This window comes from Paenibacillus pinihumi DSM 23905 = JCM 16419 (assembly GCF_000422505.1).
GTDB classification, from domain to species: domain Bacteria; phylum Bacillota; class Bacilli; order Paenibacillales; family Paenibacillaceae; genus Paenibacillus_D; species Paenibacillus_D pinihumi.
The window spans coordinates 763,939-786,782 of sequence record NZ_KE383864.1; the positions used below are offsets into that span (position 1 = coordinate 763,939).

The following is a 22,844-nucleotide window of genomic DNA, read 5'->3' on the forward strand; positions in this document are numbered from 1 at the left end:
CAAACAAAAAGCTGTGCCCCGAACCGGAGCACAGCCATTTGGGCTGGTTGTAAAAGACAAGCAAGCACAACAACATTCAAAAAACGGAAAGAGCAATACTGACAGCCAGCTATAATAAATCAGCCGCAAGCTGTGCAAGCTTGGAGCGCTCGCCCTTCTCCAGCGTCATATGTCCGCTCAAGCCCTGAGCCTTGAAGCTTTCCACAATGTAGGTCAGGCCGTTGCTGACGGCGTCGAGGTACGGGTGGTCGATCTGTTCAGGGTCCCCCATCAGAACTATTTTACTGCCCTCCCCAACCCTGGACACGATGGTTTTCACCTCATGGCGGGTCAGGTTCTGGGCTTCATCAATGATGATGAACTGCCCCGGAATCGAACGGCCGCGAATATAGGTCAGCGCTTCAACCTGGATACTGCCCAGCCCCATTAGAATTTTATCGATATCCCCTGCTTTTTTCGTATCGAACAAATATTCCAGATTATCATAAATCGGCTGCATCCACGGACGCAGCTTCTCCTCTTTCTCTCCCGGCAAATAGCCGATATCCTTGCCCATCGGCACAACAGGTCGGGCAATGAGCAGCTTCTTATACTTATGCTCATCCTCGACTTTCATTAACCCTGCCGCGAGCGCAAGCAGCGTCTTGCCCGTCCCCGCCTTACCCGTCAGTGTAACAAGCGGCACATCGTCACTGAGCAACAGCTCAAGCGCCATCCGCTGCTGGGCATTGCGGGCGGTAATGCCCCACACTGGGTCATTGCTCAGGAACAAAGGCTCCAGCTTCACTCCATCCTGCGAGACGCGCAGCAGCGCGGACTTTGAGGTCCCCATCTCATCACGCAGAATGACAAATTCATTCGGATGAAGCCTTACATTCAGATTGAGGCTCTTCACGCTCAAAAAACGGTAACTGTAAAATTCGTCGATGACGGATGGATGAACATGCACCGTTGAATAGCCGGTATAAATATCAGACGCCTCTACCGTATGGTCGGATAAATAATCCTCTGCCTGCAAACCTAATACATCCGCCTTGATCCGGACAAGAACGTCCTTGCTCACCAGCACAATCTGGCGCCGCTCCTCTTCGGCTTTATCCTGCTCCTCCAGAAAGTAATTCAGGGCCACAGCAAGAATCCGGTTATCGTTGGACATATCGCCAAACATCTCCTGTACCCGGACAAAACTTCGATGATTCAGCTCAACCTTGACTAACCCCCCGTTTCTGAGCGGAATGCCTTCATGCAGACGGCCATCCTCCCGCAGTCCGTCCAGCAGCCGGGATATGCTGCGGGCGTTGCGGCCCAATTCGTCAGCCAGTCTTTTTTTCGAATCGATCTCCTCCAGCACTACTGCGGGGATAACCACCTCGTTATCCTCAAATGCATAAATGGCTTGCGGATCATGCAGCAGCACATTGGTATCGAGCACGAAAATTTTTGTCATTCGTGAACCCTCCTGGAGCATTTTTTTGGTTTGAGGTAACAATTATTGGCTTGTCAAATTCCGCATACATAGCATCCTGGGCGTAAGGGCAAACTGGAACAGAACCACAATAAGGAAAGGATGGGTGCAAAAATGCTCAAACGTTCATTGCTGGCAGCGGCGCTTTGCCTTGTTGTTGCAGGATGCGGCAATGGTGCCCGGAACGAAGTATCACCCTCTCCACAAAATAATAATGGCGTACACACCCAGCAGACTCACCCGCGTGCCCTGGCCGAAACGGATAAGGGGCAGGTGGCCGCACATTTGGAAGCCTTGGCTGAAAGCGTGCCTGGCGTGAATCGTGCCCACTGTGTCATTATGGGCAATCGGGCTGTTGTCGGTATCGATGTGGACGAGCATCTCGAACGCTCCCGCGTGGGAACCATCAAATATTCCGTTGCTGAAGCATTTCGTAAAGACCCTTACGGCATTCATGCTCTGGTTACCGCAGATATGGATCTGTCAGGACGTCTGAAAGAGATCGGTGCCGATATCAGGCGCGGCCGCCCCATTTCGGGATTTGCCGAAGAGATGGCCGACATCATCGGACGCATTGTGCCTCAAACACCGCGTAATACAGTCCCGCCCGAGGATGTAGATACGCCAAAAATGCCCAAGAAGATGTAAACAAGCTATCGAGACTTCTATTACTTTACGCAAAATTAGCGGCTATGATGATTACGAAATGGAAAAAGAGTACACAAAAAGCCTAGTGAACATTCACTAGGCTTTTCGAATTGCAGCAAACACTTGTCCGTCCAGCTTGTCAGCTGCACGTTTATCATAAGTGATCTCAAATTCAGGAATCACGCACAAGCGTCCGCCATAGAACATGGCATCCTTGATGCTTGTAATTATCATTTCATAGCAGGCGAGCTGAAAGGGAACCCCGTCCAGCGATTCATTCAGACAGCTTGCCTGACCGTAAACGGACTGTATCGTACCCGGCGCAAACAGGGTCACACATACCTCAGGCTTGGCCTGAAGATTCGCATTCAGCCTGGAGCGCGCATCAATGGCAAACCGCAGTTTCTCGCTGCTTGCCGGCCAAATCCAGGATATGGAATCTGATGTAGGCGAGCCATCCTCTGCATCCGCTGTATGCAACAGCACAAAGGGGGCTTTCTTCAATTGGTTCAATAGAGAATCGGATAGTACCGCAGTGGTTTCTGTCATCCGCATGCGCCTCCTTATTGAATCAAGGTTAGCCTGATTATAACATATTTATTCATTATTGTTCCAATGGTTCCTCTGCCTGGCGTGCTTTTAGCGCTTCTCGAAGCGCACTCAGGCTCTCCTGATCAGCATACACGTACGGGCTTACCCATTTGCCGTCCAGCAGTACCGACTCAATGGAACCGCTGCTCATGCCGAAGTAGGTTGTCATCATATTTTCAATTTCCTTCGGATGAATATCAGACTTCACATTATTGCCGACCGCTTCAAGCAGTTCTCCTGCCTTCGTAATACCATCCAGGGACTTGATCTTATCCAAAATTGCCGAGATGACCTGCGTCTGACGGGCAGTACGCTCGAAGTCGCTGGACTCTCTCGTCTGTTTGTTTTTGGATTTGCGGTAACGCACAAAATCAAGCGCCTGCTTGCCGTCAAGAATTTGCGGTCCCTTTTTCAGGTTAATGTCCGTACCGTCCACTGTATCCCACCAGCGCATATCAATGTCTACATCAGCATGAATACCGCCAAGTGCATCAACAACGTCTTTAAGGGCGTCAAAATTGACCACAATCGTATAGTTGATCGGTACGCCAAGGTAATCACTGAACATCTCCCGGGTTTCACGGCGGGCATAACTGTGGGCCTGGTCGTTATCCTTCTTATCCTTCTTGGCTTCCATATAGTATCTCGCATAATAGGCATTTGCCTTTGCAGAAGGAACACCCTGCATTTCAATCTTGGTGTCGCGCGGAATGGAACCGATAGTCGCTGTCTTCGTCTTCGGGCTTAAGGTGACCACCTTGATTACGTCGGTATTGAGTCCTCCGCCCTTCTCACGGGAATCCAGTCCCAGCAGCAGTATTGTAACCGGCTTGACCTTAACGGAATCTTTCTCCGGCACTTCAACGACCGTTGTATTGCCAATATTGACGATTACATTTTTTGTTTTGTTAACTAAAAATCCCAAATAGACGGCTACGCCACATAGCAGTAAAAGCGTAATGATTGCAACCCATTTTCCCCAGCCGCCGCGTTTTTTCTTCTTCTTCGGAGGCTTCGATGATTTCTTGGAGCGCGCTGCGCTTCTAGACATCTGCGTCGGATCTTTTTGTTCAGTCATTCGTTTCACCTGTCAATCGTAATATTTCGGGACGGCAAGTTTATGAAACCCTATGTATACAATCCTGCCTTCTGTCTGCCGCAAGAGCAATCGACAAGCCCCTCAACGCCCATCATAAACATAGGCAAGAAAAAAGACGGTACTGCTTCGGTCCTTGCCGGGGCAGCACCGTCTGCAATAGGCTTGTCCGCCGCTCATGCAGGCGGGTTAAGATTTGGCTTCCGGCTTCTGGCCTGCCGGCTTCGCATTGCCCTTCCACTTGTCGTAGATCTGGCGGCCGCGAAGCATAAGCATCATCGCGATTGCTACAGCCATACACTGGATGATAGGCAGCTTGTCAATCTGCAGCACAAGCAAAACAAGCGAACCAAGAGCCATCATCAGATGCACCAAAATTTCCTTCAAAATCGGGAGACGTCTTTGGGCCCGGAACACCTTGTTAAAGATATAAATAACAGATCCCAATATTAAGACGTAAGAAACAAGCGGATGGTTGCTAAGCCATGCCTGCATTTTTGCAAAACCTCCCTTTTTTTCTAGCTATGTTGTGCGGTTTTACGCTGTTTCTCCGCACGTTCGCGTTCGCTCTTGTTCAAGATTTTTTTGCGCAAGCGAATAGACTTCGGCGTAATTTCACAATATTCGTCATCATTCAAATATTCCAGCGCCGCTTCAAGAGAGAAGATGATTGGAGTCTTCATTTTCACAGTATCCTCTTTGGTTGCAGAGCGCACGTTGGTCAATTGCTTCTCTTTGCAGATATTGACGACGATATCATTATCACGGTTATGTTCGCCAACAATCATGCCCTCGTACACTTCGGTACCCGGCTCCAGGAACAATGTCCCGCGATCTTCAACGGACATCATGCCATAGAATGTGGAGTTTCCGTTTTCTGTGGATACAAGCACACCCTGATGACGTCCGCCAACAGAAGCGCCAGCGAGTGGACCATAGCTGTCAAACGCATGGTTCATAATTCCATAACCGCGCGTTAATGTCAAAAACTGGGTTCTGTAACCAATCAGACCACGGGCCGGAATAATAAATTCCAGGCGTACCTGGCCAGTACCGTTGTTGATCATATTGACCATCTCGGCTTTGCGTGTTCCGAGGCTTTCCATTACCGCGCCTGTGCTTTCTTCCGGAACATCGATAATCAGGCGCTCATACGGCTCCATACGCGCTCCATCAATTTCCTTGACAATAACCTCAGGCTTGGACACCTGAAGCTCGAATCCTTCACGGCGCATATTTTCAATCAGAATGCCAAGGTGCAGCTCACCGCGTCCCGCCACGACGAATGCATCCGGGCTGTCTGTCTCATCTACGCGCAGAGCTACATCTGTCTCCAGCTCTTTGAACAGACGCTCACGAAGCTTGCGAGAAGTTACCCATTTGCCCTCGCGGCCTGCGAAAGGACTGTTGTTTACCAGGAAGGTCATTTGAAGGGTTGGCTCGTCAATTTTAAGGACTGGCAGTGCCTCCGGCTTGTTCGGGTCAGCAATGGTCTCCCCGATATTGATATCCTTGATTCCGGCGAAGGCAATAATGTCTCCCGCGCCTGCCTCAGCGATTTCGATCCGCTTCAGCCCCTGGAAGCCGAACAGCTTCTCGATACGCGCCTGCTTTTGTCCGCCCTCGCGGGTCATGACAGCAACAGACTGGCCTTGGCGGATGATACCGCGATTGACACGTCCAACAGCAATACGGCCAAGATATTCGTTATAATCCATCAGTGTGACGAGGAATTGCAGAGGCTCCTCAACGTTTTCTGTAGGGGAAGGGATGTGGCTGACGATGGTCTCATACAGCGCCTGCATGTTCTCATCCTGCTTTTCAGCATCAAGGCTGGAGGTACCCATCAGTGCAGAAGCGTATACGACAGGGAAATCCAGTTGGTCATCATTGGCGCCGAGCTCGATAAACAAATCAAGCACTTCATCCACGACTTCCGCAGGACGTGCATTTGGACGGTCGATCTTGTTCACGACCACAATCGGGGTAAGCTGGTGCTCAAGTGCTTTGCGAAGTACAAATTTGGTCTGCGGCATACAGCCTTCGAATGCATCAACAACCAGCAAAACGCCGTCAACCATTTTCATAATCCGCTCTACTTCGCCGCCGAAGTCGGCGTGGCCAGGGGTATCCACAATATTAATCAGAAACTCTTTGTAGGTAATTGCCGTGTTCTTGGCGAGAATCGTAATGCCTCTCTCCCGCTCCAAATCGTTGGAATCCATGGCGCGCTCCTGAACCACTTCATGGTCTCTGAAAGTTCCGGATTGCTGTAACAGCTTGTCTACCAGCGTTGTTTTACCATGGTCAACGTGGGCGATAATTGCGATATTGCGTAAATTCTCTCTCAAATGCATTCTGGATGATCCTCTCCAAATTGAAATTAGGTCCTTCTTAACATTGTTACCATTTGGCCCATTTTAATCTCCGTCCAAATACAATCCATGCCCCTGCAGCTATAAGCACCAGCGCAACGAGGTAGATTCCCCAGCTCCACAGCAGCATAAAGCCGAAACACGCAGCTGTTATGCCCGCAAGCACGAAGGCGGCAACTTGAATGCGGCGCTGACGGGAGTAATTGAACATGTAGTATTCGTAAAGACCAACAGCCACACCAAAAATAAAAAACGGCCACAAGTACTGCAGTTGATTCCATCCAAATGCATTACAGTAGAAAAACAGCAGTGCATAAGTTGACAGCATGCCGCCTGGAATTAAGACGACAGCCGGGAAAATTCGTCCGAAAAACAGTACATGCAGCAAAATGCCGGGAATCAGTACAAAGAGAGGCCAAAAAACCGAGCCGATGAAACTAAATACCCCCAGCTTCCCAAACAAAATAACGATGCCTGCAATAAGCATCAGTATCCCTACGGAATATTGGTTTTTGGACATTTGGTTAGTCCCCCCAATCCTGCACCGCCAACCGCATTCACCTGACGAAAGACGACACGTTTTTATTCTAGTTTAATGGAACCGCAGGGAAAAAACCAGTATGAAACAAAAATCGATAAAAAAAAGCACATCATGACGTGCGTCTTTTCAATAGAGACAACACAATTACAAACGGAATCGACAGGAGCGGGATCGCCTCCGCAGCTGTATGGGAACTGTGAAAAAGGATATGATTCAAGCCCGGGTCATGAACAAGCATTTTCCCCGCAGCGTATCCGAGCAAGCCTGCACCTATATAAATAAGCGGCGGAAATTTCCGCAGCACAGCGCCCAGCAGTTGGCTTCCCCATATAATCATCGGGATCGACAGGCCAATGCCAAGCAGAATAAGCAGCGGCTGCCCTTCTGCAATCGCGGCGATTGCCAGCACATTGTCCAGGCTCATGACAAAATCGGCCGCTACGATCGTCTGGACCGCAGTGCCAAGCGACACTGCCTTGCGAATACCTGATGGGTGCCCGCCACCCTCCTGTGCGTCCCTCAGCAGCTTGACGGCGATGATAAACAGCAGAACGGCCCCTGCCGCCTGCAAATATGGAATCTTGAGCAGCGATATGGCTACGAGGGTCAACACGCAGCGCAGGCCTACGGCCGCGGCTGCTCCCCAAAAAATAGCCCGCTTGCGCTCGGCAGGCGGCAGATGCTGGCTCGCCATTGCAATGACAATTGCATTGTCCCCGCTGAGCAGTACATTAATAAAAACAATTTGAATAAATAAAACGAGACTTTCCATTGGACTCGCCCCCTTCATCACAATTAGATTTATGTGTTATAAAGGGGGGTTATGTCCAAAAAAACATTAAAACCATTCGTCCTCGCCTGCATCAGATGCGGTATTACGCTGGGATGGATGAATATTTAGCACTTCTGTGCCCTCTACAGCCGCATCCAGCATCTTTTCCAAATCAACGAGACTTGCCTCTACATTTTCAACAATCCGCATATTCGGATTGGTGCTCGGGGACTTGGGAACGAACAATGTACAGCAATCCTCATACGGAAGGATGGAAGTTTCATAGGTGTCCAGTTTCTCCGCATAGGTGACGATGTCCTGCTTGTCCGTCATTACGAGCGGCCGCAGCAGCGGCAGGCTCGAAGCCCTGCCTATGACATTCAGGCTGCCGAGTGTCTGGCTGGCTACCTGCCCCAGGCTGTCCCCGGTTACAATCGCAAGCGCTCCGCGACGCTCCGCAATCCGCTCGGTAATGCGGAGCATCGCCCGCCGCATCAAGGTGATGATCAACTGGTCCTGCTTGACCCCTGCCAATGTTGTCTGAATCTCTGTAAATGGAACGAGATGCAGCTTGATGCCGCCGCTGTAGAAGGACAGCTTGCGCGCCAGTTCAATGACCTTATCCCGCGCCTGCTCACTCGTGAATGGATAACTGTGAAAATGAACTGCCTCAATCTCCAAGCCGCGGCGCATCGCCAGCCAGCCGGCTACCGGGCTGTCAATACCGCCAGACAGCAGCAGCAGCGCCTTCCCGTTCGTACCGTAAGGATAGCCTCCCGCGCCTGGCAGCACCTCGCTGAATACGTATCCCGACTCCTTGCGGATTTCGACGCGCAGTTCAATTTCAGGCTTGCGGACATCAACTGTAAGCCACGGGTGGGCTCTCAGCACATAACCGCCGACCAGGTTATTCATGGCTTGTGAATTATGCTCGAACTCCTTCCAGGCACGGCGCGCTGACACCTTGAAAGTCCGGGGGGTGGAATCATAAACCTTCATTGCCACCAGCGCAGCAGCGCGAATCGCGTCAAGCTCCGGCTTGCACTTGATCACCGGGCTCATCGTAACGATGCCGAAGACGGACTGGAGCTGCTCGCATACCTGCTTGTACGGCTCCCCGTTCAGATGAATATAGACGCGGCCAAAGTCTTGAAGAGCCTCAATACGCGGATAGTCGGCAAGCGCGGTCTGAATCTGCTTGAACATCTGCTTTTCGAACCGCGAGCGGTTGCGTCCCTTTAAGGTAAATTCTCCAAAGCGCACAATTACCAAATCGTAGTCTGTCATTTATAGTTGCCTCCTTGCGGCGAGCGGTTCCAGCTTCGCTGCAATCATGCTGAGCCGCTCAATTAATCGGTCAATATCCTGCTTTGTATGCTCGTCCCCGAGACTGATTCTGAGGCTTGATACCGCAACTTCATGCGTACAGCCCATCGCAAGCAGGACACGGCTCGGCTGATCCTTGCGTGAAGAACAGGCGGATTTAGTGGAGATGATAATTCCTTCCTGCTCCAGAGAATGTACGATGACTTCCGGTTTTAGCCCAGGCAGGCTGCAGCATACAATATGCGGCGCCATTGTTCCTTCCGAGCCATCAGTTCCATGGATGAGCAGCTGGGGAATGCCGGCAAGCCCGGCAGTCAGTCTGCTGCGAAGCTCCAGCATCCGCTCCCGGCGTTCGCTGGCGGTTTGTACGGCCATGCGCAGCGCTTTGGCTGAGGCAATGATACCCGGAACATTGGGAGTCCCGGAACGCAATCCACGCTCTTGTCCGCCTCCGGACAACACCGGGCTTAGCATAAGCCCCTCTCTGGCATAAAGCCAGCCACTGCCCTTTGGCCCCTGTAATTTGTGTGCCGAGATGCTGTACAGATCGACTCCCCAGCCTTTGAGGTCGGTCTCCAGCTTTCCTGCCGCCTGCACACCGTCAACATGGAACAGTATTTTGGGATATGCCGACAAAAGCCGTCCAATCTCAGCAATCGGCTGAATGGCGCCTGTCTCATTGTTGACATGCATCACACTGACCAGTATGGTGCGGTCTGTGAGCGCCGCTGCAAGCTTACCGGTGCTTACCCGCCCGTCTGCTTCTGCCGGCAAATAGGTCACTTCGTATCCTTCTTCCTCCAAAGCCTTGAAGGCTTCGTATACCGAAGGATGCTCGATGCCGGTCGTAATCAGATGATTGCCTCTGTGACGATAGGATCGTGCGATGCCCTTAACGGCCAGATTGTTGCTCTCCGTGCCTCCGGAAGTAAATATCCATTCCTCGGCCCTGGTCGCATACAGTTCAGCAGCGAGTTGGCGTGCACGCTGTATCAGCTTGTCTGCTTCCATGCCCATCTGATGGATGGATGCCGGGTTGGCATAATGCTTGAGCATAACCTCCGAAAGCGTACGCACAACATCCGGATGAGGCGGCGTTGACGAGCAATGATCAAAGTATAGCATCTTGTTTTTGCTCCTTATAAGTGATAAATACTGCCAGTCTTCAAACGATAGGACAGACAGCTTGCCAGGCGGTGCCACTGGCCCCTCCCGCTGCAAACAAAAGGATCAACGGACTATAGACGCATGATGCATCCGAGCCCGTGATCCTTTGAAAATAAGCATGAAATTCATGAAGGTACGAAACTTTAGGCTAGTACAGTCCCCGTGTGGTCAGCACCTTTTGAATATAATTACGCGTTTCCGAAGGAAGCTGCTGGAGCTTCTCCATAACATCCGTATCATTCCGGATTCCAAGCCTGTCAATTCTGCCCGGTCCGGCGTTGTAGGCAGCAAGTGCTGCTGCTTCATTACCGTCATACTTGCGGAGGAGAAAGGACAGATAACGTGTTCCCCCGTCAATATTTTGCACCGGATCGAACGAGTCGGTGACACCCAGCCCGCGGGCGGTACCATCCATAAGCTGCATCAGACCTTTCGCACCCGATGACGATATCGCATTCGGATTGAAGGAAGATTCATTATGAATAACGGATGCAATCAGCGAACGGTCAACCCCGTATTTTTGCGCAGCCTCATCAATCAGGATATCGTAATTCGTGCTGTCCTGGCGGAATGCCGTGCTTTGAGCGGCAGCTGGCGTCCACCCGGCAGCAGAAAGCGCCGCAAGGCGATCATGAATGCCCGGTGCGGCATCCGCAGCGGCAGCTGCGGGCTCAGACTGGGCAAGTTGATTCAGCATGGTTTGAAACAATGAAGTCGGCGAACCGTCCTCTGTGGTAAAAATATTGTCAGCAGAGGCTTTGCTTATATCTGCCGAAGGCATCCATTGCAGTTGCAGCAATGTTTTCATGACACGAGGATCAATGCTCATACCAAACCTCCGTTGTCTAATCGTAGTTATTATTGTACACGTTTTGCTTCTTTGAAACCAGCTCTGTCCGTCTGAATCTTATTTGTAGCGGATATTCAGGTAATAATCAGTCAAATCTCTTATCAGCATGAAAACTTCCCCGTTGGACAAGCTCTCCGGCTTGTCAATGCTCTTGAGGGTTTCTTCACTGATCCAGCCAAGCTCCTGCAAATCGTCAAGCGCCTTGTTCTCAGGCGCCGTGCGGCCGGCTGAATGGCAGATAATATAGGCGGCCTCATCGAGTGTAAGCGGCTGGTTGCGTGGCTGATCGAGCCCGCGAATGGCTTCCATCGGATCATTCGGGAAATGCTCCGGGTGCACAGCCTTGACCCGTCTCATCATATTGACAAAACGCTGCGGATTGGATGTACCGTCCAGATCCCACTCATTATTGGAATAGCTGCCGGATGTCAAATACATGCTTGCTGCCGCCAGCAGTCCCTTATACGCTTTATGCGTCATATAAGAAGGAAATTCAAATTGCTTCATGGACAAGTCCATTCCCTGCTTCTTCAGGCGCGTTCTCAGTTCCTTCATCAGACGGTCTGAACGGGAGAGCTCACGAAGGCTGGTATGGTTCTCTTCGGCAAGCTTGGCTGCGGCGCCCGCAGCTTCTCCTGTTGCCATCCCTACCGGGATGACCCTCGCGCTTCCATGAGGCAGCGTATCAAAGCTGGCTGCCCGTCCAACAACCAGCAGCCTGTCCACCTCCAGAGGAACCAGACTGCCGAATGGAATGCCGTATTGCTCCGGATTCATTAAAATCGTGCCGATTTGACCGCTGCTTGTACTCTGGATATCAATGGCATAAGAGCCATAGGCAACAGCGTCCGGGTGATCTCTATTTTCCATAACGTCCGCGAGCGTCAGACGGTATTCTCCCTTAATATGTCGTGATTCCCTTATGTACAGCTCGGCCGCGGTCCCACCGTATTTCACATTGGCAAAGGCGGGAAATCGTTTCTTCAAAAAATCTACAATCAGAGGTGCCTCATGCTGCCCCGTCTCGATTCCCCGTCGTACAGATTCCGGATCGAGCGGATTGATGTCAAAAAGCTGCATGGAGTTAATCAGAACCGAGCCGTCATTTTGCCTCCCGATATTCAGAGAACGCATCTTGACCTTGGCCGGATCTGTAGGCTTGTACTCCCTCGCTTCATGATAGCCCCAGATGCTCATCCGGTCGATTTTCGCATCGTTGTGTCTTCCCATCTCCTCCCACACCTCCTGGGTCACGCCATCCAGCTTGAATACAAGTGTGGCTACCATCAGGGATTTGGAGTCTCCGATATCTTCGCGGCCCATTGTAAAAGGAGCACCTGCAGCCGCTGCAATGTCCGCATCCTGGGTAGCATCGATAACGGTACCGGATTGAATATCTTTTGTGCTGCCATCTTCCAGGACGAACCGGATTCCTGTGACCGCTTTTCCTGCGGGAAGCTGTTCAGTAATCGGCTCCATTGACCGGACATTCATCAAAAGGTCGAGACCTTCCTGCTGATGGACCATCCGGTAAAATGCATTGGCTGCGGAGACCACATCAAAAGAGGTTCCTTCAACCTGGTTGTACCATTCCTGAAAAATGCCTTTATTTAATATATCGGGCTTGCGCAGAAAATTGAATAGTGTTTTTTTCTCCGGCGCATAGTTAAAATCGATTGTATTCAGTCCGCCTTCGGTCATAAGTCCGCCAAGCATCGTGCGATGCTTGCCGTCTGCGAGCAGAACGCTTTGCCCGTTGCGGGCTGCTGACACTGCCGCAGCAATCCCCTCCGGGTCTGACCCTGTCACAATAACATCATAATGATCTGCAAGTTTGGTTACGGATTCGACCTTGAGCAGCGGTTGCTCCGGATAAGGATTTGTAAAATCATAACGGACTTTCTTCCAATACCATGCCCCGGAAAGCATAGCTGCAACTAATAAAATGGAAAATGCAATTATCGCTAGTGCAAGCGGTCTTTGCAACAGTTTTCTTGTGGTCTTGATTCTAAAAACATCCTCTCTAACAAAAATTCCCGGGCAGCAGGTAAGCCTGCCACCCGGGCAAATTTGACTGTCAGCAGCGATCCGGTCCCCTTTGAGGGAGATGCAAACATGCATTACCGGAAAATCTATGCCGGAGAGGAACGATTAGCTGAATGCGAAATATAAAGGAATTATTACAAGATGTGACACGATGGCGATTAAACCTAAGGAAATCGACCAGATACCGAGTGAACGGCTGCCCTGACGATAGGCCATATAGCCAATTACGGCTGATGTTGCGCCCATCAGCGCCGGCCATACGAGCCAAGATGCAAGTGCAAAGCATAATGCAACAATACCAAGCGTTCTTGAACCAGAATAATCGTATTCTGCTTCAATCCGCTTTGACACATAAGCCTGCTCATGATCTCTTTCTGTGACAGAATATCCGCGAGCCGGAATAGACAGCTCAGCAGAAGTTTCTGTATCGTACCGCCTGTGCTGATTAAGCTTCTTGCCCTTTGCGTCGAGTGAGTCGCCCATCTGTGCTCACCCCTGGGGCCGGAAAGTATGGCAGCAGGTTACAGAGGAGTTCTCTGCAAGGTCCTTATGGTTGCTGCTCAAGCCATCCTCGGCAAATTCGGTGTCATAATGGGCGCTGGCATGCTGATCGATATCAATCATAATTTGTTCCGCATTGCAATTGTTCCCCTGCTTCCAGAAAGCACAGTTGGATACGCTGCATTTGACGCCTTGTGGCATCATCATCACCCCCCGTTAACAAGTTTCCCGTTAACAAGGGGGGCTATCCTTACTTATTTTGGCGCTGCATGCGCTGCTGTGTCATATAGTCGCTCTCATAATATGAGAGGTCATCACGCAATTCCTCATACACTTTGGATACGCCCAGTACAATATCCTTTGCATGCTGAACAGGTTTGAACAGGAAGCGAATCGCATCCTGGCCTGTATATGCATAGCGGCCATCTTCGGAATAACCTTCATTTTTCGGGTAAAAATACGCATTTACACATTGGTGGTATACTTCATACAGAGCACGCTCTGCAAATTCAGTATCGAAATTGGGACGTCTCAGCGCAACGCCAAGTTTCTCATACGATACCTCAGAGAATACAAGCAGATGACGAAGGTCGGACAACAGTCCTTTGTAAAATGGCTCCGCATTATCCCCCTCTTGCTGTTCGCCGGATAATTCCGGAAGCGAATAACGGTTCAAAAAGCTTTCGAGTTGTTCAATCGATATTTTTAATTTCTCTCTTGCGTCTTCACAAAGCTGTTTCACATTAGTAGATGGCATCAGTATCAGAATCCCCTTTCGTCATTGCCAAAACACTTGGTCAACTTCACCAACAACATGGTACCACAAATTACATCCGGATGGTACTGCGGATTGGCTTGATTTCCGGTATATTTTCAATCGTTTCATCTTACCCTAACGGTATGTTGCCAAGATAAAAATACAACCGGGAGGCTGAAATCAATGCGTCGACGAAAAATTGCCATGTGGTTCATGAGCTTGGCTGCATTGGCATTAATTATTCATATTGCCCCTATATTTATTCCTTCTCCCTCTGCCCCTAGGCAGACAGCTGAAGTAACGCCGAAACCGGGCTCTCACGAAGAAAAGACGCTTAAGCTTGCCGCCCTGCAAAACGATATGGATAAAACCGCGATGCTGTGCTACGCGGAGTGCCGCAAGCAAATGTCCAAAGCCGTTGCAGCTTCCCAAAGTGGCAAGGAGCGGCGTGCCTATATCCGCTCTATGATGAATAAACACCCTCATATGGAGTACATGAGCTGGCATGATGCTTCCGGGAGCGCAAAATATGGTACGTTGCCGCCCGGCGTAGCCGATTATGCAGAACGTGCCAAAATTGCAGTCAAGCGGAGTGAAGAGTATCATTCCGGCACATTAAAGCTGAAAAGCGGTGCAAGATACATGGTGCTCGGCACTCCTGATCCGAAGCATCCGGGCCAAGGGCTTGTCGGTGTTGTCAAACAGCATATTCTGGATCAGGTCGAGCAGCATCAGCTTCGCAACCTGCGGCTTGTCCCCTATCCGCATGAAACGAAATATAAAACCAAGACTGTGGAACCTGGAACATTAAACCGCACTGAAGTAAAAACAGGTGAAGATAATGGGGATGCCTCCCATTACCATACGAATGAAGTTGTCGTAAAGTTTCATCAGGACCCCGACAAGCAACGTTTGGATGACATCCGCAAGGAAATAACAGCCGATCACGTGCACAAACTTGGCTATACATTTGTATTTCGTTCCAAGTCCATGAAGACCGAAGAACTAATGCATTATTTCAAGCAAAATCATAAGTTGCATTATGTAGAGCCGCATTACTTCTATATGACCAACTGGAACATGAAGGTGAATGAGCAGCAGATCAAGCCGATTATCCCGAACGACGCCTTGTATTCGGAGTATCAATGGAACCTGCCTTCTATTGAGACGGAGAAAGGCTGGAGTGTCGGGCGCGGCAGCAATGAGGTTGTCGTTGCAGTGCTCGATACGGGTGTTCAGGCCGATCATCCTGATTTGAAAGGGCAAGTGCTGGAAGGCGTCAATATCGTGGACAAAGAATCCAAGCCCGATGATGATGTCGGCCACGGCACTCACGTATCCGGTATTATCGCTGCCGCTGTCAACAACGGCGAAGGTGTAGCCGGTATATCATGGTTCAACAAAGTGCTTCCCGTCAAGGTTCTCGATTCATCAGGAGCGGGCACTACCTACTCAGTTGCCGAAGGCATCATTTGGGCGACAGATCACGGAGCGAAGGTTATTAATATGAGTCTGGGCAACTATGCATCCGCGGAATTCCTTCATGATGCCATCAGGTACGCCTATGATCATGATGTCGTTCTTATAGCCGCAAGCGGCAATGACAATACAGACCGGCCGGGCTATCCTGCAGCTTATCCGGAGGTATTTGCCGTAGCTGCAACAGACAATAACGGGCAGAAAGCCCACTTCTCGAATTACGGCGACTACATTGATGTTGCAGCTCCGGGCGCCAGCATTGCCAGCACCTACCCTGGAAGTCAATATGCAGCCTTGTCCGGCACATCAATGGCCAGTCCTCACGTAGCAGCACTTGCTGCACTGATACGCTCCAAAAACCCGGACCTGAGTAACGAAGAAGTGATGCAGCTTATGCGGGATACCAGCACGGATCTTGGTGCCCCTGGAAAGGATACTTCCTTTGGTTACGGACAGATTGATGTTGTCAGAGCGCTTGCTGCCGCTGTCGGCGGGTTACAGCCGGAAGCGCAAAGTTCTGTCACACCTCCGGCAAACCGCTTTTCGCTTGTCGGAATTACAGAAATGTTCCAGCGAAAGCTGAGTGAACTGTTTAACAAACGCTAATTACGCTGGATTCGATAATATAATTAAGAAAGGGACCGTCCGTGACATGAATATAATCATGTCATACGACGGTCCCTCTTCTATATGAACAACTTGCTGATGTTCAAAGGCTATTCGTGACGGAAAGTTTGCCGTAAGCCGGGTTCTGTACCTGAAGTGGTCCGAACGGGAACGACCCTCCCACTGTAAGGCGACAATCATCTATCTAGATTTTCCATTGCTAGAAAATTCAAGCGACCAACCCGAACACGCTCCGGTGCCAGAGCCGCGGCGCGAAGCCGCTGTGTTCTCTTAGGTCTTGCTCCAGATGGGGTTTACCAGCCGTGTTGTCACCAACACCGCTCGTGGTCTCTTACACCACGGTTCCACCCTTGCCTGTGCCTGTACGGATACAGGCCATCGGCGGTCCGTTTCTGTGGCACTATCCTTCAGCTCGCGCTGACTGGACGTTATCCAGCATCCTGCCCTATGGAGCCCGGACTTTCCTCCCGCAGCCATATAGCTGCCGGCGATTGTCTGTCAAACTTTCCGGTGCTTTGCTAGTATACTAGGAATCGGCGCAAAGCTCAAGTCCTCCAGTTGAAATTATTATTGCCACATACAATCATACAATTTCAGTCCGCTGCAAGCAGCCTGACCATTGCAATCAACAATAATGCCGGATAATTACAAATACCTACATAAACTGAAATACTTCCGTTGACAGTGCAGACGGTTGAACCTCCGTAGCATATCCCTTTTCCTTGAGCTTTTCGTCAAGCCACTGTGCAACACGCGGCTTCATCAGCTTCTCGATGTTATGTCCCGGATCGATAATGGCAAGTCCTGCAGCCAGTGCATCATGAGCCGTATGATAGTCAATATCTCCGGTCACCAGCACATCCGCCCCGGCAAACAGCGCCTTGCTGACATATCTGCCCCCTGAACCACCCAGCACAGCCACCTTGCGCACCGGCCTGTCCAGCTTGCCTACTACACGTACGGCAGGCACCTCGAAGACCTGCTTTACCTGCTCCGCGAGCTCCTGCAAGGTTGCCGCCTCAGGCAAACGTCCTACGCGGCCAAGACCGAAGGAACGCCCTTTCATATCCACAGCATACAGATCATACGCAACCTCTTCATAGGGATGCGCCTTGAGCATCACCTGCACCACCTTGCGTCTTGCCGACAGCGGCACAATCGTCTCCACACGCACCTCGGATACCTGCTCCAGCTTTCCATGCTCCCCGATAAACGGATCAGTCCCTTGCCCTGGACGGAAAGTACCTGTGCCGTCTATATTGAAGCTGCAGTTGCTGTAGTGTCCGATCTGCCCCGCACCAGCCTTCCACATCGCTTCCAGCACCTGCTTATGATGATCCTTCGGCACAAATACTACGAGTTTGTAAAGCTGGTCGTTATGTACCTCTTCCAGATTGCCCCTGCCTTCAAGACCCAGCATTTCCGCCATCCAGTCATTGATTCCGCCGTCTGCCACATCCAGGTTCGTATGAGAGATATAGACGGCGATGTCATGCTTGATCAGCTTCTCGAACAATCTGCCTGCCGGAGTCGAGAAATCGAGCTTGGCAAGCGGACGGTAAATGACCGCGTGATGGGCAATGATCAGATTTGCCCCGGATGCAATTGCTTCATCTACAACTTCATCGGTTACATCAAGTGCAACGAGCACCTTGCTGACCGGCTTGTTAAGCGTCCCTACCTGAATTCCAATCTTGTCCCCCTCAACCGCGTAATGCTTTGGAGCAAGCTCCTCCATCATTTGAATTACAGTTTGTCCGTTTGCAAGCACGCAAGCACCTCCTTTAATTCATTCATATCCCGTTGCAATTGTTTTTGCTTCTCTTTCGACTCCGCAAGATCCGAGCGTCCCATTTGAAGGCTGATTTTCTCCAGCTTCTCGATTTCCCGGTCCCATTTTCGCAGCCATACACCATCTATATCAGGCTTTCTAAGCAGCCACGGGCCCATCAAATACAGCAGTTCTGGCCGCAGTGATCTTCCATAAGCCGCTTGCCAGAAGGCAGAATCGTACAATTCCTCATTACGCTTCATGGCATCCGCTCCACGGACGGCATGCAAAATCTCATAAGTTTTGCCATCCTCTTCAAGGATAGCCTCCTCTTGCAAATACCAATTATTGCGGACGAGCCATTTCCTGACCAGATCTTCTCCTACATTGGGCTGGAGCACCAGTTCCTGCACATCTTCAAGCTTACCCTGCAGCCTTCCTGCCTCCAGAATATCCCGGATAAGTCCGCCGCCCATGCCGGCGATTGTAATTGTGTCTGTCTCACCAGGATGAATAACCTCCAGGCCATTACCCTGTCTCACTTTAATTGCTTCCTCCAGCCTCGCACCTGCTACCTGTCTGCGGGCTGCCTCATATGGTCCTGCATTAAGCTCCCCTGCAATCGCAGAAGGAGTTTTGCCGCTTTGCAGCAAATACACCGGAAGCAAGGCATGATCCGAGCCGATATCGGCGACCCTCCGGCCTTGTCCGACAAAATGAGCTATACTTTCCAAACGCTTTGAAATATTCAACATTTAAGCTACCCACGCAATCCATTTTTTTCGGAGGGAGAACAGCAATATGCCTCCCAAAGTCATTTTAACCAACAACTGCACCTGAATCCACAGTGGACTGTCCAACAGCAGAATGCTGTAAATTTCCGGCATAAACCACAATAATGCAGCAATTGCGAACAGTATGGCCGATACCGGCTTCGACCATCGTTTTACGAACCAGCTTCCCCATGCATAGATAAAGGAGGCAGGCATCCAATACAACTGCACATCATACCATTTCGGGGCTGTCATATAGTTGTACAGCACTAGAGCATACACCATAATAGCAGCAATCCAACCGCACAGATGAAGCAGCGGAATCCTTGCCGCTATTCCGTATGAAATCCAGAACAAGGCACATAACCCCAAATAGATCAGTTCCAGGCTCTCGCCCGAAAGCTTATGCAGATGAAAAATATAAAGGCCGCTGCCCAGCATACACATCATGCCGAGCCCGGTCAGAGACAAGCCCGCGGCTTCATGCCGCTTTCTAAGCTTCTGTCCCCGCCACAGCAGCACCCAGGTTCCAAGAGCTGCCGTAGCCATTTGCATTGCAGGATGAAAATCGTTAAAATAAATGACAATACATCCGACCAGTGCAATAAGTGCAAAAACGCCTAGCCACAGCTTTCCGCTTGCCTGCTGCAAGGCTGCTGCCGCTTTGCCGTTCCAGCCGGCTGGCGTCTTTTTGTCCGGCTCGTCCAGATAGAGATTAAGCAAAAAATTGCAATATTGATCGGGAAGAAGTTTGCTGCTCTGCCAATGCTCGATTTCTTTAATAATCACTTTCCGTCGTTCCTGATCCATGCTTCACGGTTCCTCCCCTGAAGAAAGAATAATGAAATCTTCAAGCGCAAACGGCTGACACCGTCCTTGGCACTAGCTTTCGCATCGAATAGTTAAGAATTCTGCAATTTGCAATGTGTATGATGAACAGCCGGATTCGGCCCCATCATACCGAAAAAAAAGACCTTGCTGCCGAAGCAGAAGGTCCGTTTAGGCTTATTCCAGAAAATCCTTCAGACGTTTGCTGCGGCTGGGATGACGAAGCTTTCGCAAAGCCTTGGCTTCAATCTGGCGAATTCTTTCCCTGGTGACACCAAACACCTTGCCTACCTCTTCAAGCGTGCGCGTACGCCCGTCATCCAGTCCGAAGCGTAGCCGGAGCACATTTTCTTCACGTTCAGTCAATGTATCCAGCACATCCTCCAATTGCTCCTTGAGCAGCTCATAAGCAGCCGCGTCAGCCGGGGCAAGCGCCTCCTGATCCTCAATGAAATCACCCAAATGGGAATCATCCTCTTCCCCAATCGGCGTCTCAAGCGATACAGGCTCTTGGGCAATCTTCATAATTTCCCGTACTTTATCTACACTTAAATCCATCTCGCTGGCAATTTCCTCTGGTGTCGGTTCACGGCCCAATTCCTGGAGGAGCTGTCTGGAGACACGAATTAGCTTATTAATCGTTTCGACCATATGAACCGGAATGCGGATTGTACGTGCCTGGTCAGCAATGGCTCTGGTTATGGCCTGGCGTATCCACCAGGTAGCATAGGTACTGAATTTGAAGCCTTTAGTGAAATCGAACTTCTCAACCGCCTTGATCAGACCCATATTGCCTTCCTGAATCAAATCAAGGAACAGCATGCCCCTGCCCACATAGCGCTTCGCTATGCTGACTACAAGCCGCAGATTGGCTTCCGCCAATCTGCGCTTGGCCTCTGCGTCACCTTTCTCAATTCGCTTGGCCAGCTCAATCTCGTCATCTGCTGAAAGCAGCGGCACCCGGCCGATTTCCTTCAGATACATGCGCACCGGATCATTGATTTTAATCCCCGGCGGGAGAGCCAGGTCATCTTCAAAGTTAAAGTCGTCATGCTCGCGATCATTTTCTTCTGCGGAATGAGGCAAGTCTTCGTTCTCATTGACAACTTCAATGCCGATGTCATCCAGCTGCTCAAAAAACTCATCCATTTGCTCAGGGTCCTGATCAAAAGGAGAGAGCTTCTCTACAATTTCCTTGTAAGTGAGAGAAGAACGTTTCTTCCCTTGTTCAATAAGCTGCTCTTTAACCAGTTCCAGCTTTTGCTCAGTTTCTAGTTCAGTATGCTGATCATTCGCCATATTCCGACTCCCTCCTCCCTAGAAACGATCCTCCAGACCTTCGTTCAGCTGTCTCTCTAGGGCAATAATCTCAGTAACAATTTGTGCTGCCAGCAGATGATTACCGGAACGTTCCGCACGGGTCCATTCCTCTCGCCGCTGCTCAATCAGGCGCAACTTCTGCTCTTTACGGATAACCTTCACATAATCATGAAGCAGTTGCTCATCAAATGGAGTGTCCTCCATCATTAAAATAGATGCGGCTGCCCTTTCAAGACGGTCATCCTGCAGCGTGGCGATAAAGCGGCTCACATCCGGACCATTGTCCTGCGCGTAATAGGCGTATAAATAAGCAGCGAGTGCAGCATGATCCTCGACAATAAACGCATCTCCCAACTGATCATAGACAATACCGGCCATATCGGCGTCCTGCAACATGACGTGCAGCAAATGACGCTCGGCTTTCTGATAGGCTGGAAGCACCGGCGGGGGGCCAGCTGAACGGCGTTTTTCATTCATACCATTATTCCACGAAAAAGCGTTATTATCCCCGTTTGGCTTATTTTTTTGCAATTGCTCGCGTACCTGATGACAGTTCTGCTTCAAGGTATCCAGTGAAATGTCAAATTCAAGGGAAAGCTCTTTCAGGTAAAACTCCCGCTCAATGGCGGATTCGTGCTGGGCGATTAAACGCACCGCTTCCAGCACGTAATTTTTGCGGCCTTCTTCTTCTACCATTGTATGGCTTTTTCTTGAATATATAAGTCTAAATTTCAAAGGCGAAACAGGCTGGGACATCACTTCCCTGACGAATGCTTCGGCGCCCTTATCCTTAATGTAGTCATCCGGGTCATAACCCTGCGGCAGAACAGCCACGCTGGTCTTGAGCCGGGCCTTCTCCAGCATCGGAATCGTCTTGAGCGCAGCGGCTTGTCCGGCCTTGTCCCCGTCATAGCAGATGACAACCTCCTGCGCATTGCGCCGGATAATCTCTACATGCTCATCAGTGAGCGAGGTTCCCATCGTTGCTACGCCATTGCGCACACCGGATTCCCAAGCCTTGATGACATCCATATAGCCTTCAAACAGGATGAGTCTGCCTGTCTTCTTGATGTCCTGCCTGGCCTGATGAAAATGATACAGACTCTTGCTTTTATTAAACAGGATGGTCTCGGGTGAATTCAGGTATTTTGGTTGTCCTTCTCCCATCAGACGCCCGGCAAAACCGATCACTTTGCCTTCCCGGTCCCACAGCGGAAACATAATTCTGCCACGAAAACGGTCGATATACCCGGAGCCGTCATTTTTCGATGATAACAGTCCGCCCCGTTCCATAAGTTCCAGATCAAATTCACGCCTGCTCAGAAAATTGGTGAGCGTATCCCAACGATCAGGCGCATACCCGATCATGAAATGGTCGATCAGCTTGTCCGTCAAACCGCGTGATCTTAAATAATCCTTGGCCCCAATGCCAAATTCGGTATTATTCAAAAGATGATGATAGAGCTTGGCGGTAATTTCGTGCGCTGCCAGCAGACTGCTGCGATCACGCTGAAATGGCGTGTCCGCCTGATGCTCCGAAGCATCCCAATCTACCGGAATTCCTGCTTCAACCGCCAGCATTCTCACAGCCTCAGGGAAGGAGTAGCCCTCAAGTTCGCTGACAAACTTGATGACGTCGCCGCCCTGACCGCAGCCGTAACAATAAAAGAGCTGCTTTTCCGGAGTAACGGTAAAGGATGGTGTCTTCTCCGAATGGAAGGGACATAAGCCCTTCATATATTTCCCCTGTTTGACCAGATGGACATACTTCCCGACAGTCTCCACAATATCATTGCGCTGTAATACTTCTTTAATTACCGAATCAGGAATACCCTTCTGAATCTTAATCACCTTCAGTCAAAATATAAGTCGTTCATAAGAACTTCGCTTATAATTGGCTTATATTTCCTT

The 22,844-nt window shown here is 50.3% G+C and carries 21 protein-coding genes and 1 other RNA gene; 2 read left to right on the top strand and 20 right to left on the bottom strand.

Annotated features, from left to right (window positions below):
- Window positions 1-109 precede the first annotated feature (109 nt).
- Window positions 110-1,447: a PhoH family protein gene (locus tag H583_RS0117675; RefSeq protein ID WP_028561634.1), complete on the bottom strand. Its 1,338-nt coding sequence runs from the start codon at window positions 1,445-1,447 to the stop codon at window positions 110-112.
- A 132-nt stretch (window positions 1,448-1,579) separates the two neighbouring features.
- Between H583_RS0117675 and H583_RS33310 the strand changes: the two genes are divergently transcribed.
- Entirely contained in the window at window positions 1,580-2,113 is a 534-nt protein-coding gene (locus H583_RS33310; RefSeq protein WP_036709905.1) for a YhcN/YlaJ family sporulation lipoprotein, read from the top strand.
- A 96-nt stretch (window positions 2,114-2,209) separates the two neighbouring features.
- Here H583_RS33310 and H583_RS0117685 read toward each other — a convergent pair whose 3' ends face one another.
- The 13 genes from H583_RS0117685 to H583_RS0117745 all read right to left on the bottom strand — a co-directional run bounded on the left by H583_RS0117685 (window position 2,210) and on the right by H583_RS0117745 (window position 14,135).
- Window positions 2,210-2,662: a PNPOx family protein gene (locus H583_RS0117685; protein WP_028561635.1), complete on the bottom strand. Its 453-nt coding sequence runs from the start codon at window positions 2,660-2,662 to the stop codon at window positions 2,210-2,212.
- Between the two features lie 55 nt (window positions 2,663-2,717).
- A complete protein-coding gene (locus H583_RS33315; RefSeq protein WP_036709907.1) occupies window positions 2,718-3,782 on the bottom strand; it encodes an LCP family protein in 1,065 nt (354 codons plus the stop codon).
- A gap of 207 nt (window positions 3,783-3,989) precedes the next feature.
- Entirely contained in the window at window positions 3,990-4,295 is a 306-nt protein-coding gene (locus H583_RS0117695) for a YlaH-like family protein (protein WP_028561636.1), read from the bottom strand.
- Between the two features lie 23 nt (window positions 4,296-4,318).
- Window positions 4,319-6,157, bottom strand: coding sequence for a translational GTPase TypA (gene typA, locus H583_RS0117700; protein ID WP_028561637.1), 1,839 nt, complete (start codon window positions 6,155-6,157; stop codon window positions 4,319-4,321).
- A 46-nt stretch (window positions 6,158-6,203) separates the two neighbouring features.
- Complete coding sequence (locus H583_RS0117705) at window positions 6,204-6,695, bottom strand: hypothetical protein (protein WP_028561638.1); 492 nt, start codon at window positions 6,693-6,695, stop codon at window positions 6,204-6,206.
- A 130-nt stretch (window positions 6,696-6,825) separates the two neighbouring features.
- The gene (locus tag H583_RS0117710; RefSeq protein WP_028561639.1) at window positions 6,826-7,488 is read right to left on the bottom strand and encodes a TerC family protein; all 663 of its coding nucleotides are present in this window, start codon (window positions 7,486-7,488) and stop codon (window positions 6,826-6,828) included.
- A gap of 66 nt (window positions 7,489-7,554) precedes the next feature.
- The gene (gene thiI / locus H583_RS0117715; protein WP_028561640.1) at window positions 7,555-8,775 is read right to left on the bottom strand and encodes a tRNA uracil 4-sulfurtransferase ThiI; all 1,221 of its coding nucleotides are present in this window, start codon (window positions 8,773-8,775) and stop codon (window positions 7,555-7,557) included.
- Window positions 8,776-9,939 carry a cysteine desulfurase family protein gene (locus H583_RS0117720; RefSeq protein ID WP_028561641.1) on the bottom strand — a complete coding sequence of 388 codons (1,164 nt, stop codon included), beginning with the start codon at window positions 9,937-9,939 and terminating at the stop codon, window positions 8,776-8,778. It lies immediately after the preceding gene.
- A 190-nt stretch (window positions 9,940-10,129) separates the two neighbouring features.
- Complete coding sequence (locus H583_RS0117725) at window positions 10,130-10,810, bottom strand: lytic transglycosylase domain-containing protein (RefSeq protein ID WP_028561642.1); 681 nt, start codon at window positions 10,808-10,810, stop codon at window positions 10,130-10,132.
- Window positions 10,811-10,888: 78 nt separating this feature from the next.
- A complete protein-coding gene (locus H583_RS0117730; protein ID WP_028561643.1) occupies window positions 10,889-12,817 on the bottom strand; it encodes an FAD-dependent oxidoreductase in 1,929 nt (642 codons plus the stop codon).
- Window positions 12,818-12,982: 165 nt separating this feature from the next.
- Window positions 12,983-13,360, bottom strand: coding sequence for a hypothetical protein (locus tag H583_RS35390; protein WP_051236574.1), 378 nt, complete (start codon window positions 13,358-13,360; stop codon window positions 12,983-12,985).
- A 6-nt stretch (window positions 13,361-13,366) separates the two neighbouring features.
- Complete coding sequence (locus tag H583_RS0117740) at window positions 13,367-13,585, bottom strand: DUF1540 domain-containing protein (RefSeq protein ID WP_425414525.1); 219 nt, start codon at window positions 13,583-13,585, stop codon at window positions 13,367-13,369.
- Window positions 13,586-13,628: 43 nt separating this feature from the next.
- Window positions 13,629-14,135: a YpuI family protein gene (locus tag H583_RS0117745; protein WP_028561645.1), complete on the bottom strand. Its 507-nt coding sequence runs from the start codon at window positions 14,133-14,135 to the stop codon at window positions 13,629-13,631.
- A 183-nt stretch (window positions 14,136-14,318) separates the two neighbouring features.
- Here H583_RS0117745 and H583_RS33325 point away from each other — a divergent pair, with 183 nt between their 5' ends.
- Window positions 14,319-16,220: a S8 family peptidase gene (locus H583_RS33325; protein ID WP_051236576.1), complete on the top strand. Its 1,902-nt coding sequence runs from the start codon at window positions 14,319-14,321 to the stop codon at window positions 16,218-16,220.
- A gap of 119 nt (window positions 16,221-16,339) precedes the next feature.
- Here the strand turns inward: H583_RS33325 and rnpB are convergent.
- From rnpB to dnaG, 6 genes are all read right to left on the bottom strand, one after another.
- Window positions 16,340-16,748: RNase P RNA component class A (rnpB, locus tag H583_RS35465), an RNA gene on the bottom strand.
- A gap of 148 nt (window positions 16,749-16,896) precedes the next feature.
- Window positions 16,897-18,012 (bottom strand): Nif3-like dinuclear metal center hexameric protein, encoded by a 1,116-nt coding sequence (locus tag H583_RS0117755; protein WP_028561646.1) that lies wholly within the window; start codon window positions 18,010-18,012, stop codon window positions 16,897-16,899.
- Window positions 17,988-18,767, bottom strand: a complete 780-nt coding sequence (locus tag H583_RS0117760; RefSeq protein ID WP_028561647.1) for a tRNA (adenine(22)-N(1))-methyltransferase — start codon at window positions 18,765-18,767, stop codon at window positions 17,988-17,990. Before H583_RS0117760 ends, H583_RS0117755 begins: the two co-directional genes overlap by 25 nt.
- On the bottom strand, window positions 18,768-19,595 hold the full coding sequence (locus tag H583_RS0117765; protein WP_028561648.1) for a hypothetical protein: 828 nt from the start codon (window positions 19,593-19,595) through the stop codon (window positions 18,768-18,770). It lies immediately after the preceding gene.
- Between the two features lie 195 nt (window positions 19,596-19,790).
- Entirely contained in the window at window positions 19,791-20,912 is a 1,122-nt protein-coding gene (rpoD, locus tag H583_RS0117770; RefSeq protein WP_028561649.1) for an RNA polymerase sigma factor RpoD, read from the bottom strand.
- A gap of 18 nt (window positions 20,913-20,930) precedes the next feature.
- The gene (gene dnaG, locus H583_RS0117775; RefSeq protein WP_425414526.1) at window positions 20,931-22,784 is read right to left on the bottom strand and encodes a DNA primase; all 1,854 of its coding nucleotides are present in this window, start codon (window positions 22,782-22,784) and stop codon (window positions 20,931-20,933) included.
- Between the last annotated feature and the right edge of the window lie 60 nt (window positions 22,785-22,844).